This window comes from Pseudoalteromonas phenolica, from assembly GCF_044788725.1.
Lineage (GTDB): Bacteria > Pseudomonadota > Gammaproteobacteria > Enterobacterales > Alteromonadaceae > Pseudoalteromonas > Pseudoalteromonas phenolica_C.
Genome location: NZ_CP173161.1, coordinates 1,211,281 through 1,227,950, shown reverse-complemented (window position 1 = coordinate 1,227,950; position 16,670 = coordinate 1,211,281). Strand labels below are relative to the sequence as shown.

18 protein-coding genes are annotated in these 16,670 nt (G+C 41.0%); 9 read left to right on the top strand and 9 right to left on the bottom strand.

The genetic code is table 11. From position 1 onward, the window contains the following. Positions 1 to 18: 18 nt before the first annotated feature. The gene (locus tag ACH784_RS05750; RefSeq protein ID WP_404394065.1) at positions 19 to 531 is read left to right on the top strand and encodes a hypothetical protein; all 513 of its coding nucleotides are present in this window, start codon (positions 19 to 21) and stop codon (positions 529 to 531) included. Between the two features lie 124 nt (positions 532 to 655). On the opposite strand, the gene ACH784_RS05745 is transcribed toward ACH784_RS05750, so the two are convergent. The 4 genes from ACH784_RS05745 to ACH784_RS05730 all read right to left on the bottom strand — a co-directional run bounded on the left by ACH784_RS05745 (position 656) and on the right by ACH784_RS05730 (position 6,390). Beyond that, on the bottom strand, positions 656 to 1,966 hold the full coding sequence (locus tag ACH784_RS05745) for a peroxidase, FMP-type (RefSeq protein ID WP_404394063.1): 1,311 nt from the start codon (positions 1,964 to 1,966) through the stop codon (positions 656 to 658). Positions 1,967 to 2,315: 349 nt separating this feature from the next. Then, a complete protein-coding gene (locus ACH784_RS05740) occupies positions 2,316 to 3,482 on the bottom strand; it encodes a DUF1624 domain-containing protein (protein WP_404394062.1) in 1,167 nt (388 codons plus the stop codon). Positions 3,483 to 3,624: 142 nt separating this feature from the next. Next, positions 3,625 to 5,727 carry a TonB-dependent siderophore receptor gene (locus ACH784_RS05735; protein ID WP_404394060.1) on the bottom strand — a complete coding sequence of 701 codons (2,103 nt, stop codon included), beginning with the start codon at positions 5,725 to 5,727 and terminating at the stop codon, positions 3,625 to 3,627. A 201-nt stretch (positions 5,728 to 5,928) separates the two neighbouring features. Beyond that, the gene (locus ACH784_RS05730; protein ID WP_404394059.1) at positions 5,929 to 6,390 is read right to left on the bottom strand and encodes an Lrp/AsnC family transcriptional regulator; all 462 of its coding nucleotides are present in this window, start codon (positions 6,388 to 6,390) and stop codon (positions 5,929 to 5,931) included. Positions 6,391 to 6,526: 136 nt separating this feature from the next. Here ACH784_RS05730 and ACH784_RS05725 point away from each other — a divergent pair, with 136 nt between their 5' ends. Beyond that, positions 6,527 to 7,567, top strand: coding sequence for a zinc-dependent alcohol dehydrogenase family protein (locus tag ACH784_RS05725; RefSeq protein ID WP_404394058.1), 1,041 nt, complete (start codon positions 6,527 to 6,529; stop codon positions 7,565 to 7,567). Between the two features lie 6 nt (positions 7,568 to 7,573). Here ACH784_RS05725 and ACH784_RS05720 read toward each other — a convergent pair whose 3' ends face one another. Then, the gene (locus ACH784_RS05720) at positions 7,574 to 8,440 is read right to left on the bottom strand and encodes an alpha/beta fold hydrolase (protein ID WP_404394056.1); all 867 of its coding nucleotides are present in this window, start codon (positions 8,438 to 8,440) and stop codon (positions 7,574 to 7,576) included. Positions 8,441 to 8,648: 208 nt separating this feature from the next. On the opposite strand from ACH784_RS05720, the gene ACH784_RS05715 reads away from it, so the two are divergent. Both ACH784_RS05715 and ACH784_RS05710 read left to right on the top strand, forming a co-directional pair. Continuing rightward, positions 8,649 to 9,407 carry a hypothetical protein gene (locus tag ACH784_RS05715; protein ID WP_404394054.1) on the top strand — a complete coding sequence of 253 codons (759 nt, stop codon included), beginning with the start codon at positions 8,649 to 8,651 and terminating at the stop codon, positions 9,405 to 9,407. Positions 9,408 to 9,419: 12 nt separating this feature from the next. Next, positions 9,420 to 9,818, top strand: coding sequence for a hypothetical protein (locus ACH784_RS05710; protein ID WP_404394053.1), 399 nt, complete (start codon positions 9,420 to 9,422; stop codon positions 9,816 to 9,818). Between the two features lie 179 nt (positions 9,819 to 9,997). Here the strand turns inward: ACH784_RS05710 and ACH784_RS05705 are convergent, their stop codons facing one another. Further along, positions 9,998 to 10,594: an OsmC-related (seleno)protein gene (locus ACH784_RS05705; RefSeq protein ID WP_404394051.1), complete on the bottom strand. Its 597-nt coding sequence runs from the start codon at positions 10,592 to 10,594 to the stop codon at positions 9,998 to 10,000. A gap of 137 nt (positions 10,595 to 10,731) precedes the next feature. Between ACH784_RS05705 and ACH784_RS05700 the strand changes: the two genes are divergently transcribed. Further along, the gene (locus tag ACH784_RS05700) at positions 10,732 to 11,196 is read left to right on the top strand and encodes an Lrp/AsnC family transcriptional regulator (RefSeq protein WP_404394050.1); all 465 of its coding nucleotides are present in this window, start codon (positions 10,732 to 10,734) and stop codon (positions 11,194 to 11,196) included. 329 nt (positions 11,197 to 11,525) lie between these two features. Here ACH784_RS05700 and ACH784_RS05695 read toward each other — a convergent pair whose 3' ends face one another. Then, positions 11,526 to 12,296, bottom strand: a complete 771-nt coding sequence (locus tag ACH784_RS05695) for an oxidoreductase (RefSeq protein ID WP_404394049.1) — start codon at positions 12,294 to 12,296, stop codon at positions 11,526 to 11,528. 3 nt (positions 12,297 to 12,299) lie between these two features. After that, positions 12,300 to 13,628 (bottom strand): aldehyde dehydrogenase family protein, encoded by a 1,329-nt coding sequence (locus ACH784_RS05690; RefSeq protein WP_404394047.1) that lies wholly within the window; start codon positions 13,626 to 13,628, stop codon positions 12,300 to 12,302. 97 nt (positions 13,629 to 13,725) lie between these two features. On the opposite strand from ACH784_RS05690, the gene ACH784_RS05685 reads away from it, so the two are divergent. Further along, positions 13,726 to 14,634 carry a LysR family transcriptional regulator gene (locus tag ACH784_RS05685; protein WP_404394046.1) on the top strand — a complete coding sequence of 303 codons (909 nt, stop codon included), beginning with the start codon at positions 13,726 to 13,728 and terminating at the stop codon, positions 14,632 to 14,634. Positions 14,635 to 14,673: 39 nt separating this feature from the next. Here ACH784_RS05685 and ACH784_RS05680 read toward each other — a convergent pair whose 3' ends face one another. Beyond that, positions 14,674 to 15,039: a helix-turn-helix domain-containing protein gene (locus ACH784_RS05680; protein ID WP_138559217.1), complete on the bottom strand. Its 366-nt coding sequence runs from the start codon at positions 15,037 to 15,039 to the stop codon at positions 14,674 to 14,676. A gap of 107 nt (positions 15,040 to 15,146) precedes the next feature. On the opposite strand from ACH784_RS05680, the gene ACH784_RS05675 reads away from it, so the two are divergent. From ACH784_RS05675 to ACH784_RS05665, 3 genes are read left to right on the top strand one after another with little or no spacing between them, the layout of a single operon-like run. Then, complete coding sequence (locus ACH784_RS05675) at positions 15,147 to 15,728, top strand: NAD(P)H-dependent oxidoreductase (RefSeq protein ID WP_404394044.1); 582 nt, start codon at positions 15,147 to 15,149, stop codon at positions 15,726 to 15,728. Between the two features lie 21 nt (positions 15,729 to 15,749). After that, positions 15,750 to 16,292: a redoxin domain-containing protein gene (locus tag ACH784_RS05670; RefSeq protein ID WP_404394043.1), complete on the top strand. Its 543-nt coding sequence runs from the start codon at positions 15,750 to 15,752 to the stop codon at positions 16,290 to 16,292. 4 nt (positions 16,293 to 16,296) lie between these two features. Next, positions 16,297 to 16,668: a hypothetical protein gene (locus ACH784_RS05665; protein WP_404394042.1), complete on the top strand. Its 372-nt coding sequence runs from the start codon at positions 16,297 to 16,299 to the stop codon at positions 16,666 to 16,668. Positions 16,669 to 16,670: the final 2 nt, after the last annotated feature.

The following is a 16,670-nucleotide window of genomic DNA, read 5'->3' as shown; positions in this document are numbered from 1 at the left end:
TAAAACCATCTGATTTTTATGTTGAAAAACCTACTATTTTTATTTCTTTTCCTAAGTACGCCTGTATTTGCAAAAGAAACTAATTCTCCAATTCATGCCGTCTCTTCGTTCCTAGAAAACATGAAGAGTAAAAATTACTCTACTGCTTCAACTTTTATCTCAAAAGCTGAACTCAAATGGCTAAAGCAATCAACACTACCACTGCTTAAAAACAAAGAGTTTATTGAGTCATATGGCATTCAATCATTAGATGATAATGAAATTAGTTCGCTTACTGATGGCGATATTTTTGAACTATGGTCTTATATAGCTCTTGAGATAAGAGATAAAAGTTTTGGAAGCTATGTTCCTGAAAACGTTCTAGGCTCAATAAGAGAAAACGACATATTAGCGCATGTAGTTGTTAAAGATATCATTAATCCTGAGCATGAAGCTCTAGTTTATACTGTAAATCTAGAAGAGAATACTTGGAAAATAAAGTTACCTAGGATTGTAAAAGGAACAGTAACAATTTCTAAAAAAATTTTTTAACCTCAGTGTCATTACTTAAGCATAAACTGCTGTTCCAAATAGCCTAAAGAGTTAAAAGCGGTCTCGAATAATATTTAAAATATGCGCCAAGAGTTCAATTTCAAGGCGCATTGCCTTCAGTAATTTAATCTTTAGAATGATTCATCTTATTGAATTGAGATGAAGCTTTAAGCACTGGTGTTTTATCAGATTGCTCGTCAACTTTGATTGGCGGCAGCCTTTTGTCTTCAGGAATATCTTCTAAACGGCGCAGCGTATTCACCTGAATGTGTGGCCATAATGTTGTTTCGCCACTGGCACCAAACATAAATTCAAAGTCAACGATTTGCTCATATTGCAGCTGTTGAATGACTTTATTCTTCCCATTATGGTCTTTTTCGTCTAATTCGATTTCTTCGAGCCACATTCGGTGGCGCATTCTCGCAACGCGGCAATAACGATGGATCATGACATTGTTAACGGTGCCACCTTGAACGCCTGTTTCATGTTGAGAGTCCAGCTCTATTTTCGCGTATTTTCTAAACTTTAACCCTTCATTAGCTTCACTTAATTTTAGATTCGGCTGAACTGTGTAGGGAAACTTGGCACCAAAGTCGTTGTAGTTAAAGATGCGCTGAAAATAAGCTCTTGCACTGTTTACACCCCTATGTGCAGGCGGTTGCATATCAGAGTCCACTAAGTCTTCGCGTGGTACATAAGTCCAATCAGGTTTTTCTAGCGAACCAGGGGTTAAGTCTCTCTCGGGATTTATACCCATAGTCGGTGAAATTGCTAAGTACTGCTGTTCCCATAAATCCGCAATATGCGGTGGTTTCATTTCTGTGAACGGCTCTTTTATATGCTGCGTTTCGGTGATGTTACCTGTGATATGTATGGTTGTACCATGAGGAATAACACCAGAACGTGAGATAGAATGAGGTGGCACAAATTGCGGCCCAAGTTCTCCAGATCCTATTACAGGCTCACCATCATCGTCTCTAACTGAGTCATCAGTTGAGGTGTGTTTAAACATGGTTGGCGGGTTTTGATATGGACCATCGGCTTGCCAAGGCATTTGATTATCCCCCAGCCACAAATACATACCATTTTCAAAATGTTGCAATGTACCTTTATTATCAATAATGGCTGTTTCGTACTTTAATGCCGCATTAAACTGCTCGTTTGAACCGCCCCTATTGCGAACAGGTTCGTTCACTTGGGTGAATTTTAGCTCTTCTGTATATTCTTGAGATTTAAAATGAAATACCCCAAAAATGGTTTCAGATGATGTGCCCGGTGACGGCATACAAGTGGTATGTAAGCCTTTAGGTCCATCTTTCCAATTCACCCAAGTGCCAGTGAGCTCAGATAAAATACCAAACTGAGGTGATACGGGTTGGCCCTCTTCCCATTCTAGATAGGGTTTTACTGATGAAACTTGTGGTTCCTTATTCATGGTAACTCTCCTTAACGCATTCTTCCTATGAATGACTAGCTGATTAAACTGCTACAAAGTTAGCTTTCAAACCAAACATTTCACCCTTAGGTTTGGTATTGAAATCGCGTGCTGATTGCTGAACTTTCGCTCACTCAATCTATGTGACCCAATTAAAATGGCCCACTATCGTTAACAATTCAATTACATTAGCTTACACGGCGCCCACTGTTAGCTCATAGTTGAGCCAAGAAGATATGAAGAAGAGTAAATTAGAAAAGCGCTAGAACAGCGCCCATAAATTAAAGAAGTAAATAAGCGAACATACATTCATATGCTCGCAAAACCAGTATTTAGCCTTTAAAAGCAACTAAAAATACTTAACCCAGCGCGCTGATGTTTTGCGTTTATAACCCGCAAACCATTTACATAGTGGGTATAAAAGTACACTTAAGCACATTGCAAACAGCCACACTTGCCAGACATGATAAAAACCAAAATATGCAGTCTGATCACTGCCATAATGCATATTAGTGCCAAATAGCCACTGTGCCACTATGCTAGCAACAAGCAATGCATATAAATGCGTGATATAGAAAAACATAGGGGCAGAACCCAATATTCTTACAGGCTCTAACACCTTGAATACGCTCGTTTCTAACACCGCTAACACAAAGGCTCCTACTCCCAATGTAAGTAGAATAAAATCAAGAGACGGCGGATACTTGGTGAAATTAAAAAAGTCCATCACAGTCAAAAGCGCGGTTGCCTGTTGAGACCAATCAAGGGTTTCACCGTAAATGTTTAACCCTCTTAACATTAATAACCCTAATAAAAGTACGGCGCCACTTTGCAACAATATCGTTTTTCGCTTTTGCGAAGGTACCGAACTCGAAAATAAAGGCCCCACCGCATAGCCACACAAAATAACCCCGATCCAAGGTAAAACTGGGTAAGAGGCTTTTATCTTAATGAATGCATCTGTGACTAAATATCCTCGGTCATGCAAAATCGTCCATAGCGAATACCCCATTTCATTTGCCGCAAATTCAATGGGCGATAATAAGTTATGACCAGCGACTATGCTTATACCTAATATGGCGATAATGCTTCGAGGTAAAGCGACCACAATGGCTAAAGCCACCATGCTCACCCCTATCGCCCAGATAACTTGCAAGTACAATGTTTGATAAGCGCCAAACCAAGAGAAATTGACCAATGTCATTTCAAGCAAGATTAGAAATAAGCCACGTTTTAGCAAAAATGATTGAGCTGAACGCTTTGCACCGTTTGCGGGGTTTTCATATAACCACGCTGATAGACCGGTCAAAAACACAAAAATGGGCGCACAAAAGTGGGCACTTAAACGGGTAAAATAAAGATCAGGACTCGTCGTTTGAATGTCCATTGGATCAAGCACTTGAGCATGTAAGAAAAAACGCTCTCTGACATGATCAACCAGCATGAATAACATCACGATGCCACGAAGTATATCGATGGACGGCAAGCGCGTTTTACTGTTTTGAAGATGATTCATTACACTCTTTCTCGTGTTTTAAACGAAAAACAGCCTAAATAACCACTTAACCAAGGTTTGGTTAAGTGCAATTACTCAGACTGCTATTTTTCAATTACTAAAATGACTTAGAGCACACTAAGACATTAACTCACAGTGAAGATCAGAACTGATATTTAATCGTTGCACTGTAAGTTGTCGGTGAGCCCGGCATAGTCCAAAGTTTGTGGTAAGAATTTTCAAAGTAGGCCTTATCAAACAGATTGTTGATATCGAACTTCATACTTACCTTGTCATTTACTTCAATCGACGCTGACAAGTTAACGAGCGTGTATGATGGCAAAATAAAGTTTGCATCTGTTGTTTCGCCCAAACGATCACCCACATAATTCACAGTTGCACCAAGGTAAGACGCTTTACCTAACAGTGTGGTGTAATGCTTTAGTGCAACATGGCCTATATGATCAGCAATATTAATTAAGCGCGAGCCTTTTGGAATTGGTACCCCCCAATCGGCATTAATCACATCATTTGCTGTTTTTGCATCTGTATAAGCGTAAGCAAGTTCAAGTACTGTGTTATCTGTCAGCTCAGTGGTTAACTGAAAATCCACACCTTGGCTTTCAACTTCGCCTAACGTTGCCGATAACCCCGTATCTGGCTCAGCAGTGAGCATATTGGTTTTTTTTGCATCAAAAAGGGCTATGCTACCCGAGAAGCGCCCCGCAATATTTTGCCACTTTGCGCCAATTTCAAATGACTTAGTTTCTTCTGGCTCGAACGCATTACGGTTTGAATCAAGACCCGGATTTGGCCTAAAACCTTCGGCATAACTCGTATAAAGATTAACTTGGTCATTCGCACTATAAATAAAGCCTAAGCGTGGGGTAAATTCGGTTTGCTCTTGGCTTTGCGCTTCATCGCTGCGTAAGTTAAGAATGTCTTGTTCAAATTTATCAACACGTACACCCACTAATACTTTCGACTTTTCAGTCAGTTCAATCAGATTCTGGGCATAAATGCCTAAACCTTTTTGATTCTCTTCAGTCAGCGTTTTTTGTACTGGCTCAGGTTGAGCTTGAGTGTAGTCTGGATTGTTAGGGTCAATGGTATAAGTCGTATCGCCTGAGCCCCATGCTGTGCGCCATACTTTGTAGTCGGTATCAATATCAAAATTATAGTGATCCACACCCACTAAAATATTATGCGTTAGACTGCCCAGCTCAAGTTCGCCACTTAATTCAAAGCGGGCCGATACATCAAGCGCTTGATAATCACGTGCACGACGTTGGCGAGACAGTAAGTTTTCATCGCTATACACCAGCTGTCTACCACCTGATAATTCAGTATCAGAAGACATACCTTTAAACGAAGAATCTCGATAAGCAAAGCCTGTCAGTAAATGCCAATCGTCGTTTAACTTATGATTTAACACGAGCTGATGACCGAGTGCTTCAACTTGATGCGCGCCATCACGGATATCCCCATAAAAAGCATCAGCTTTCACACCATCAAAGTCATTATTCAGAATGTATACACCTCTATCTAAAGGCTTTTTCTGATCTAGCACTTCCATTTCGTAGTTCAGACTGGTGTCATCAGAAATGTTCCACAATACCGATGGCGATAAATGTAAGCTTTCGATTGAAACATGTTCTCTATGTGTAGCTGAGTCTTCATACGAACCATTTAGTCGATATGCGGCCTCTTCATTCAGTGCATTAGTGTAATCAAATTCAAACTGTTTTTTACTGTAATTACCTAGCGTTGCTTGAACATAGCCTTGCTCATTAAACTGTGGCTTTTTGGTGATAATATTAATAGTACCACCCGGTTCACCTTGTCCATAAAGTGCAGAGCCTGGGCCTTTCATCACTTCAATACTTTCGATATTAGCGGTATTTCTATTACCGTTATAACCTCGAGAATTAAAGCCGTTCACAAGATAACCCGATGGGTTATTTTCGTCTCCCGAGAAACCACGAATAGCAAAACTATCAAACATACCGCCTGAATTATTCTGCCTAACTATACTAGGTGAAAGCTCGAGCGCTTCCATAAAGCGGGTGATACTTTCACTTTCAAGCACATCAGCACTAATCGTGTCGACTGCTTGCGGGGTTTGAACTAAAGGAACATTACCACGGTAAGGTTGCCACACACGTTTAACTTCAATGTGTTCTATGTCTTCGTTTGATTTAACAGCATCTTGCGCAATGACACCATTCGATGCCACCAAAAGTGAGAGTAGTAATTTCTTTTTCACACAAATCTCTATTTTTAGGAATGATTAATTCGATACAATATAACATAACGCACCACATTATTGTTATTTCCTAAAAAGTAAATTAACGCGTTATTTTGCGTTTAGTCGAAAACTACTGACTGATAGAGCTGATGAATGCTTTAAAACAATGCAGATATAATTGAATTGAATGGGTTATTTAAGTGCAAATGGCTGCTGTTGCTAAATCGGCAACCGAGATGATGATTTAAGCTCTTTGAGTGATAGACTCGATTTAATCCCTGATATGCCTTTTAATTTTCTTAAAACACCATCAATAAAATTGCTGTAGTCATCTAAATCTTTGGCGACCACCTGTAATAAGAAATCGGCATCTCCCGTCGTATTGTGACAAGATAAAACATTATCACAATCATTGATCATGGCTACAAAATCCTGAGTGGTTTTTTCATCATGCTCGACGTAAGTCAATTGCACAAATGCCATCACACCATACCCCAGTTTTTTTCTGTTTAAATTTGCTTGGTAATCTTCAATGTAGCCCTGCTCTTCTAAACGCTTAATACGACGCCAACATGGGGTTTCACTCAATGCCAGCTCATTCGCAAGCTTGGCACTAGACTGACGGCCATTGCTTTGTAAACGTGCCAAAATAAGCATATCTGTCTTATCTAACTCAGCCATTTAAAAGAATCCTTCAATATACAACCTTAAAGAAAAAGACTATTTCAGAAAGCACCTTTATTCAAGTAAACATAGCAAGGTAATTTCTACCAGCAAGCGTAAATTAAAAGCATCAATCATCGATAGGATAAACGCCATGAAAGCCCTTGTTTACGAAAACTTTAAATCAGCACCTAAAATTATGCATGTAAGCGACCCTATTCCAGAACCTCATGGGGTCATCGTTAATGTTAAAGCGACAGGCGTGTGTCGCAGCGACTGGCATGGCTGGATGGGCCATGACGATGGTATTGAACTTCCTCACGTACCTGGGCACGAGTTTGCAGGCACAATTGCAGCCTTAGGCAAAGATGTCAGAGGCTTTAAAGTCGGTGATAGAGTGACGGTGCCTTTTATCAATGCTTGTGGCAGTTGCCCTGATTGCCATTCTGGAAACCATCAAGTGTGCGGAAGCCAAACTCAGCCAGGCTTTACTCATTGGGGGTCTTTTGCTGAATATGTGTCTGTTGATCATGCCAACATCAACCTAGTAAAACTGCCTGATGAAATGGACTTTGTGACCGCAGCCAGCTTGGGCTGTCGTTTTGTGACTTCGTTTAGAGCTGTAGTTGACCAAGGAAATATCAAAGCAGGTCAATGGGTTGCAGTTCATGGCTGCGGTGGAGTTGGCTTATCTGCCATCATGATAGCCAAGGCCATCGGGGCAAATGTGATTGCTATTGATATCGATGACAGTGCGCTTAAGCTAGCAAGTAACCTCGGGGCTGTTGCTACCATTAATGCCAATCAGGTGACTAGCGTGCCCGAAGCAATTAAAACACTCACAAAAGGCGGAGTTCATGTGTCTCTTGACGCGTTAGGTCACCCTGTCACCTGTATAAATTCAATCAAGAGCTTGAGAAAACTGGGCAAGCATATACAAGTTGGCTTATTGTTAGCTGAACATTCGACACCCAACATTCCTATGGATGCCGTTATTGCTAACGAACTCGAAATAATTGGTAGCCATGGTATGCAAGCACATAGATATGACGCAATGCTAGCGATGATCCTCTCGGGTCAGCTACAGCCTGAAAAGTTATTAGGAAAGACCATTTCTTTAACCGAATCAATCGATGTACTTACTGGCTTAGATAAAAACAATACGCCTGGCGTCACTGTAATAAATCAGTTTTAACGATCATTAAGCGTGGCTATTTAACCACTCTAACGGGATATCCCATAAAACACTGGCTTTGCGACTGAAGAATTTCATATGTCCAATCTCTTTTAAACCATGATCTTTGGGGTCTAGGGTCAGTGTTTTCGCCTGAATATTAGGGCTCACAGACATCATGTCTTGCACATTTTTATCATTTGCAATGAAGTCATCAACAGCGTTAACCCACATTGTAGGGAATGCAAGCTCATCGAAATAATGTTTTTCAATGGTTTTGCCAAATGCTGTTTTTACATAACCACCGCCGTTACACCATGTTTGCCATTGCTTTGCCACTGCTTTTGGTAATGGCTCTCCCATACCTAGCCACTGAGATTTAGTATGACCAAACACGCTATTAGAGATCGGAATAAAAAGGTTCATAAAAAAGTGAGACTTAAATTGATCTCTTATTTTCATATTTAATAATCGCCCTGATGAACTCGCAAAATTAAACATGGATGTTAACGCTTTGGCGTTGTGCGCGAGTCCAAATAGCTGTCCACCAGCACTGTGACCGACTAAGTGATAACTTGTATTTGGGAATTGCGCCATGAGTTCAGCAATCACAGCAGGTTGATCAAGTAACCCCCAACATTGCAAACTAGCAGAGTGCTTTTTAATGTCTCCATGCAATGACCCGCCAATTCCACGATTATCATAACTAAGAACAGCAAAATCATTCTCAGCTAAAAACTCTGCAAATGGCTTATAGAATTGACGCTTAATCCCTGTTGCAGGCCCAATTAATACGGCGCCTTTAATTTGACCTGAAGGCGAGAACATTGAACCCGCAAGCTTATACCCATCTTCGCAGATTATGGTTATTTCTTTACAGTTAACTTTAGACATATGATTTGCAACTTAGTAGTCCGTTTTGAACAGCTTACAAATGCCAAGCAAATATCGCAACGGCAAATGTTAAAATTTAGAGTTAAAGCTCAAATTGAAAACTAATGAGCATTTTCATGAATGCTTATGCTAGCTTAACGCGCAGCAGTAAACGCCTCTTAACCTCTGCTATTCATCACATAAAAAGAAAAACAACACAGGACACAACGTGAACAAACTATTGCTAACTTTATTTTGGTTAATCTCTCTGCTGATCATGTTTTTTATCGGAAAAAATACAGGTGCGGGAGACTTTGCAATGGCAACAAAAGCGCAAGTAAACAGCACAAAAAACTTAACTGAACCAGCCTTATACGAAATAGGAAAATGTGACACTACTCTAACTGACGAGCACAAAGCTTTGACCTCATCAGAACAAGCAACGAATAATCAGGCGAGTAAAAATAATCAGACAAATGCTCAGCACACGCTTATTAAAGAATTAGCTGAGGTTAAGCGACAACTCAAAGAAGCTGAGTCTAAGCTCGAATCTTTTTACGCAACAGAATCTAATGTATCGAGACAAGCAGAACAACCATCTCAAGTGACTGAAGAAGAAGTTGCCCAGCATTTATCTGCACCTTTTGATTCTGTAATACTCGAAGCAAGGGGCTCTATGGTTGATAAATTTAGACAACTGCATGAAGAACCTGAAGATCATGAGTGGTCAATCATCATGGAACAACATATCTCTGATTTTTTTGTTACCCATGATTTCGCAGACAAAGTGAAATTAGACGCCGTGACCTGTAAACAGACTATTTGCGAAATTCGTGGGTTTGAGTTTGAAAATGAAGCTTGGGGAAGAGTGATGTCAGATATGAGAAACCAGTCTTGGTGGAATTTCGTCAGTTCGCATTCAACAACGCAAAATAACAAAGAGTTTGGTATGTATTTCTATTCGTTGATTTCAAAAACAGTAATATAAAGCTCAGGCATTATGAAAGAGCCAGATTATAAGTCTTACTCGCTCAGCGAATTACAAGAAGCGCTTGAATCTATCGACTCAGAAAGATTTAAAGCGCGCTTTGCACGCTTACAAAATGAAATAGCTCAAAGAGGAACAGGCGATACGGAGCCGGCAAAAGAAGACACGGAAATCATTGATCCTCAAACAAAAAAACGGCTATCTGTATTATTCACAATGTTCTTTACAATCCCCTTAATGACTTATGGTTGCTATGATGCGATTAAAACGGGAGAGATTTCGTTTAGAAGTTGGCACTTTAGCTTAAATGAACAGCCAACTCTTTACTGGTTTTTTACTGGATTTTTGGCGGCTACAACCCTATTTCTATTTGTAGCCGTTATCTTAGTTATCAAAGATAAAAAGTTTTAATTTTTTTAAAAAGAGGTGATCGCTTCATCTCGTTGCTGCGTTAAACATATTGAAGGGTCGAAACGGTGTTGCATTCGCCAAGAACTAGTCCTTGTGTTTAGTACCCCTTCACCATTCGCAGAAATTAAGCGCACTACCCTACAGTGCGCTTTTTCTTTTCTGAGAAATAATACTAATCCTCATTCGCCTGAACGGCTGATCGCCTCTTTACCGTTATAAACTAAGCGTGTCGACCAAGGAATAGGGTTGCGAAGCGCAAAATGTGCCATACAGCCATTTTCAGCTTCATCCAATAGATCTTTGATTTTCTCTTCAGGCTCTGGACTTTCGATGATCACATGAGTCTCAACTACATCACAGCCGCCATCTGTCATGTAGCCATGTTCGCGCATGTGTCCCAAGTTAGTACGAAATACAATTCGCTGCTCTAGCTTCAAACTATCTACCTGAATTTTTCGTGCTGTCAAAATATCGGTTAAATGCGTCATTAAGCAAAAACCAATGCCTGCCGAGAAAAATGCCAGTGGCGGCGGCGCAGTATCTTCACCTACAGGCGGTTGTTCGTCACAATATAATTTCACTGGGCTAAAGCCTGGAATATTCACCGAAACCACACCGGTTTTACTTTGCATATTGCCTGCTTCTGCACTTAAGTTGACTTCAAAGCGGTACGGCTCTGGGTGCTTTGCTTTAGCAAATTTTGAAGGTTGGTATTGAGTTGTTGCAGGTTGCTCAAGGCTTCTTTCACCAACGTGATAAAACTTTTGTTCTGTCATGATGCTCTCTTTAAACGTGTTTTTGTTTAAAAATAGCTTATGCCATTTTGTCTGCAGGGTGCCGTCAAAATAGCCTAAAATTGAATCTAATTTGGTGCTATCCTTCAACTTAAAAACTAAATATGACGGAAACCGCCATGCTTGAGAAGCAAGACAAAAATATCCTTTCACAGCTGCAGAGTAACGGTCGCATGTCTATGGTTGATTTGGCCAAAGAAACTAATATGTCTGAATCAACTTGTTTGCGTCGCACCAAAGCACTTGAAGAGAAAGGCGTTATTAAAGGCTACAGTGCCGTACTCGATGCCGAAGAAGCGGGGTTTGGGGTGTTAGCCTTTGTGCAGGTGAGCATAGACCAGAAAAATGAAGCGGCATTTGATAAATTCAAACTGGCTGTGATTGAGCACCCGCTTATTTTAGAATGCTATTCGCTCTCTGGTGCCTATGACCATTTAATGAAAGTCGTTGCGCGGTCAAACAAAGAGCTCTCACGTTTTATACTCAAAGAATTAAGAAGCTTTCCTGAAATTAAAGAAGCACAAACCCTGTTTGTACTCGATCAGGTTAAACACACCACAGCCTTGCCTGTAGAGCTGGATTAATGTTCACTATTAAAGAAAAAAGCTCGGCTTGACGACGAGCTTTGGTGGAGAATGTACTAATACCCAAACTACCTCAAGATACATGATTCAGAGCACTGCCTTCTGTTCTAGTTCAAGGAAAAGGACGCAGCGTAATGACGAGTCCTTTCCAAGTTCTTTGACGATGAAATAGGACTGAAAGCACGCTCCCTTGGGCGAGTTTGATTGGCTTTCATACTGCGTTATCAATTTTCGATTTAGAACCACTAGACCTTCAAATCGATGCCTTGTCTGACAGCCAATCAATTCTCGCTGAACCTCGTATCTTGAGGTGGTTTGGGTATACCCTATTAATCTATAGGGAATAACAGGTCTGTGCGGATAATATATTTTACGCCTTGAGTAATTGCCTCTGAACTATGTAAGCAATGTAAAGGGTGTGTGCCATGCGGAAAACATAACACGCCACCTGCGGGTGTTCTGACATTTATGATTTTTGCAAGCTCTCCATTTTTTGCCGGCCTTGAGTGATTTTGTGCATTCACCCAAAATTGTGTGTTACCGCCTTTAAAGTCATCTGACAACAAAATTAAAAATGTCATCTGACTCCATCTGTCATCGTATGCATTCATAATATTTTGTTCATTAATGATCTTGCTGCCCGGCCAAGCGCCATCAATATGAGGTTTAAAGAAGTCCCCTTCTCCATATTTATAAAAACGGCATCGAGCATTGATCCCAACAGGTATTTGACCTGAAATGGCTTCAATACCTTGAGACAATAGAGGTGCGCATCGCTCCCAGATTAATGATTCAGTTTGTTCGTCGATGACCCAAGTGAGGCTTGAGTTATGTCTCACTGAGCGAGGAAGAGACACAGCGGCATCTAAATTAAAATTCAGCGATTCAGCAATCTCGATAAGTCTTTGGCATTCGGCTTGAGACAAAACATTCAATAACTGAAATGCGCCTGGCACCTCTTCAATTGGGTTTAATTCAACTTGCCTTTCATGAATAAGCGCCAACTGAGCAGGGTTTTCCCCTCTATTTGCCCAAAGTGGAATATCACTGCGTTCAGCACCTTTTTCACGTGCAACAACATAAAAGTCATCATAGTTCATTACTTAACTCACCACTGTCATCTGTGCAAATTGACGATGCCCTTGCAGACTACCATGAAAACCAAAACCGCTTTGTTTTGCACCAACCCAAGGGCTATCGCCATTGCCACCAGGCCCTTTGTTAATGCCAATCATGCCTGCTTCTAACTGTGCAGCAACATGTTGCGCATCCTGTTTGCCAAACACCACGGCCCCTAAACCATAGGTAGAATCATTGGCTCGTTCTATCGCCTCACTCACTGTTTGAAAAGTAGATATTGCGACAACAGGACCAAATGTCTCTTGCTGCTCCATGGCCATTTCACGAGTGATACCGCTGATCACAGTCGGTTCGATAAATCGGTCTTCAACTGCATGGCCGCCGAGCAATAAATGCGCGCCTTTGCTCAATGCATCATCAATATGCGACTGAATCTTTCGCACTTGCTTGGCATTGATTATCGGTCCAATATCAGCGTGTGGTTCATTCCAACAGCCAAGGCTATATTGCGAAGCCAACGCAGTGACTTCTTGTATAAATTCACTTGAGATTGACTCTGCCACATAGATACGCTCTGTCGATGTGCACATTTGACCCGCATTTTCAAAACTGCTCGCAACAGCAAATTGCGCTGCAGCTTTGATATTGGCATCTTCAAGCACAATCATGGGATCATTCCCTCCGAGCTCCATGATCAATCGCTTAAGTGAAGGCGCCGCTGATGCCATAATCTTCTTGCCAACGGCTTGTGAACCTGTGAATGCAATGAGATCAATACTTTCGTGAGCAACTATCGCACTACCAACCTCTCCATCGCCATGCAGAATGTTTAAAATACCCTCAGGCAAATATTGATTTAGTAGACGAATAAAACGCTCCGCAATTAATGGGGTTTCTTCTGAGGGCTTAAACACCACCGTATTACCAGCGACTAGAGCTGGTACGAATAAATTCACTGCCATTGCTAGTGGATAATTCCAAGGTGAGATCACTGCGCAAACGCCCAGAGGTCGATATTGCACACCACTGCCGTCAGTGTGAGGGGCTAATGCTTTTGCTGCTTCAGCCGCATAATAGCTTCCCGAAAATAGCGCCCCTCGTACCTCGCCAGTCCCTCTATCCAGACTTTTTCCCATCTCTTTGCAAAGTAACTCAGCCAGCTCATCTTGAAATGGGATCAAGGCTTTAAACGCCTGACTAATAATGCGACTTCTTTCATGTATAGGCGTTTGCCGCCAACTTAACTGTTGTAACTTTGCATGGGCTATCGTTGCATTTATCTTATCTTGATCTACTACTGACACTTCACCTAATACAAGGCCATTACTTGGGTCATACGAAATCAATGTCATGTCTCACCTAACGAATGCTATCTTTTTAAATGATGATTTCATGTTAAGACACAGGTGATACAATTAGAAACAAGAATAATGCGTATGAGATACAAGCATGAGCGGTATAGCAAATCTAGACATCAAACAGCTGAGAGTGTTGCACTTCTTGCTCATTGAACACAATGTCTCAAAAGTCGCGGCTCAAATGGGCATAAGTCAGCAAGCCGTGAGCGATCAATTAAAAAAGCTAAGGCACACTTTCAACGACAGGTTATTTGTCAGAAAAAGCAATGGGCTCATCCCAACCCCCTACGCATTATCACTCCAAAATGACGTTGCCAACATTATTGCTCAAGTTGAAAAACTAGTAGCACCCAAAGATTTTGATCCCAGCTCAACCAGTGGGGTATTTACCATCTGTGCAACTGATTATGCTCAATCAGTCATCTTACCCAATCTGCTGGCAAAACTAAGAAGCCAAGCACCTAACTTGAAAGTGATTGTGCGAGATATTGAAATAGATAACTTAAGTCAGTTACTAGATAGTGCTGAAGTTGACCTAGTATTGTCATTCCCAAGCTTTGTGCCCAGCAAGTATCCTAAACACGTTTTATATACCGAAACGCATCAGTGTGTTATCAGTAAAACACACCCAAAAGCTGAGCACCGCTGGACAATGGAAGAAATCGCTTCTCACCCACAACTTATCATTTCACCAAAACGTGCAAATTTGGTTGGCTCAGCAGATACGTTTTTTAAGTCTCATGGCTTAAAAAGAAACATCGTCATGACAGTGCCTTTTTTTGCGGCTGCCGCAGAATGTATCGCATCAACAGATGTGATAGCACTGCTACCGAGCAAACTATTACCCAACGATAATTTAAAAGTTTTAAACTGCCAGCTAAATCTACCCACTTTTGATGTCATCACAGTTTGGCACCAACGTTCAGACCAAGATCCATTAAACCGCTGGATAAGAAAGCAAGTGAACGCGCTTTATGATCCCGAAAATAAGTCAACTTAATTCTATTTTGATCTACATAAGAACTCGAGAAGCTAGTCGCTAATTCAATTCAATATCATGCGACTCAGACCACTGTCGCAATGCTTCTAAAATACTCAACGCTGAGCGCCCAAATTCTGTGAGCTCATAGGTCACAGCAACAGGGCGTTCACTGATGACTTTGCGCAACACCATGCCTTCTTGCTCTAACTCTTTGAGCCGTTGGTCGACCATTTTCTTGGTGGCGCCGCCTAACATACGCGACAAATCATTAAATCTCACAGGCTCATCTTTTAAGTGATAAATAATCGAGCCCTTCCATTTACCACCAATTAAACGCATTCCTTTTTCTATGGCACAAGGTTCAGTACAGGCATCTAAAACTTTTTTTCTGCCTTTACTATCTGTTTCTACTCGACTTTTCATTTTTTGACGCTCATTTTTATTAGGTTACTAAAAGTATACTAATTGATTAAGGTGAATAGGTTCCTAAAATATACCACAAGTCAATTACAAACACACTGGAGTAAAACATGAGCAATATTTTAATCATCAATGGTCATCAGTATTACCCGTTCTCTGAAGGTAAGTTAAACGCAACCTTGGTAGACAAAGCTGTCAGCATTTTTCAAAGCAAGGGTCACTCAACTCGCGTTGTGACGATGCAAGACAATATCGATGTCGAGAAAGAACTTGAAAATCACCAATGGGCTGACTATGTATTCTTACAAACTCCGGTCAATTGGATGGGCGTCACTTGGTCTTTCAAAAAGTATATGGATGAAGTCTACACAGCTGGTATGGGCGGCGCACTGTGCTTAGGTGATGGTCGAAATGAACAAGCACCTAAAGCCAACTATGGCAAAGGCGGCACAATGACAGGCACTAAATACATGCTTTCGCTGACATTTAATGCACCTGAAGAATCATTTAACGACACTAATGACTTTTTTGAAGGTAAGTCAGTTGATGACTTAATGTTCCCTATGCACATGAATTTTAAGTTTTTCGATATGCAACCAATGACCACATTTGCCTGCTTTGATGTGATGAAAAACGCCGATATTGAAAACGACTTAAAACGCTTTGAAGCACATTTAAACGCACATTTTTAGAATTCACTCTAAGGAAATTAAATGAACTCAGATTACACAACTAAACTTCATGCTGGCACTGTTTTTCCTGACATCACAGCCACTTTTCTCAGTGGCGAGTCAGTCAATCTTGCAAAGCCAAAGGCCGGTTTTGATTGGAAACTTGTGCTGGTATATCGTGGTAAACATTGCCCTTTATGTACTCGCTATCTCAACCAGCTAGAGCAGTTTAAAGATGCCCTAGCCGACATTGGCGTCGACATCATTGCCGTCTCTGGTGATAGTAAAGCGCAGCTTGAGGCACATAATGAGCAATTAGAGATAAGCTATGACATAAGTTATGGCTTGAGCATTGAGCAAATGAAAACGCTTGGCTTGTATATCTCTGATCCGCGTTCAGAACAAGAAACTGATCACCCATTTGCAGAGCCTGGCCTGTTCGTAATAAACGCTGAAGGTCATATTCAAGTGGTCGATATTTCAAATAATCCATTTGTGCGTCCTGAACTTCAAGCACTTGTAAATGGCTTAGCGTGGATCAGAAACCCAGACAATAACTACCCTATTCGTGGTATGCACAGGTAAGTTTATGTTTAATAAATTAACTGGGTTTTGCTTTTTTTGTGTATTGTTGGTGTTCAATGTACAAGCCAAGCCTGTTTATGAACATGCGCATCTTGCTTCACCTGAGCACTACAGCGTTTTGCTTGAAAACGAACAGGTACTGGTACTAAAAATGGTACTTAAACCCGGTGAGAGTGACCGTTTTCATAAGCACAATGCCGAAACCGTGTATTTTCAACAAGGTGGCCGTGCTGTTATAAAAACTGAAAAAGCATCACTCAACATAGATATTCCTGATGGCCACACTATGTGGCACGATCAGTGGGTACATCAAGTGAGTAATGTTGGCGACACCGAAATGATTGCGATTATTGTGGAGTCAAAGCAGACAAACTAAGA

Coding starts and splice junctions, on each gene's coding strand:
- ACH784_RS05665 (WP_404394042.1), top strand. CDS start 16,297: ATGTTTAATAAATTAACTGGGTTTTGCTTTTTTTGTGTATTGTTGGTG.
- ACH784_RS05695 (WP_404394049.1), bottom strand. CDS start 12,296: ATGAACTATGATGACTTTTATGTTGTTGCACGTGAAAAAGGTGCTGAA.
- ACH784_RS05710 (WP_404394053.1), top strand. CDS start 9,420: ATGAAAGAGCCAGATTATAAGTCTTACTCGCTCAGCGAATTACAAGAA.
- ACH784_RS05700 (WP_404394050.1), top strand. CDS start 10,732: ATGCTTGAGAAGCAAGACAAAAATATCCTTTCACAGCTGCAGAGTAAC.
- ACH784_RS05690 (WP_404394047.1), bottom strand. CDS start 13,628: ATGACATTGATTTCGTATGACCCAAGTAATGGCCTTGTATTAGGTGAA.
- ACH784_RS05685 (WP_404394046.1), top strand. CDS start 13,726: ATGAGCGGTATAGCAAATCTAGACATCAAACAGCTGAGAGTGTTGCAC.
- ACH784_RS05750 (WP_404394065.1), top strand. CDS start 19: ATGTTGAAAAACCTACTATTTTTATTTCTTTTCCTAAGTACGCCTGTA.
- ACH784_RS05675 (WP_404394044.1), top strand. CDS start 15,147: ATGAGCAATATTTTAATCATCAATGGTCATCAGTATTACCCGTTCTCT.
- ACH784_RS05725 (WP_404394058.1), top strand. CDS start 6,527: ATGAAAGCCCTTGTTTACGAAAACTTTAAATCAGCACCTAAAATTATG.
- ACH784_RS05705 (WP_404394051.1), bottom strand. CDS start 10,594: ATGACAGAACAAAAGTTTTATCACGTTGGTGAAAGAAGCCTTGAGCAA.
- ACH784_RS05730 (WP_404394059.1), bottom strand. CDS start 6,390: ATGGCTGAGTTAGATAAGACAGATATGCTTATTTTGGCACGTTTACAA.
- ACH784_RS05745 (WP_404394063.1), bottom strand. CDS start 1,966: ATGAATAAGGAACCACAAGTTTCATCAGTAAAACCCTATCTAGAATGG.
- ACH784_RS05670 (WP_404394043.1), top strand. CDS start 15,750: ATGAACTCAGATTACACAACTAAACTTCATGCTGGCACTGTTTTTCCT.
- ACH784_RS05720 (WP_404394056.1), bottom strand. CDS start 8,440: ATGTCTAAAGTTAACTGTAAAGAAATAACCATAATCTGCGAAGATGGG.
- ACH784_RS05740 (WP_404394062.1), bottom strand. CDS start 3,482: ATGAATCATCTTCAAAACAGTAAAACGCGCTTGCCGTCCATCGATATA.
- ACH784_RS05680 (WP_138559217.1), bottom strand. CDS start 15,039: ATGAAAAGTCGAGTAGAAACAGATAGTAAAGGCAGAAAAAAAGTTTTA.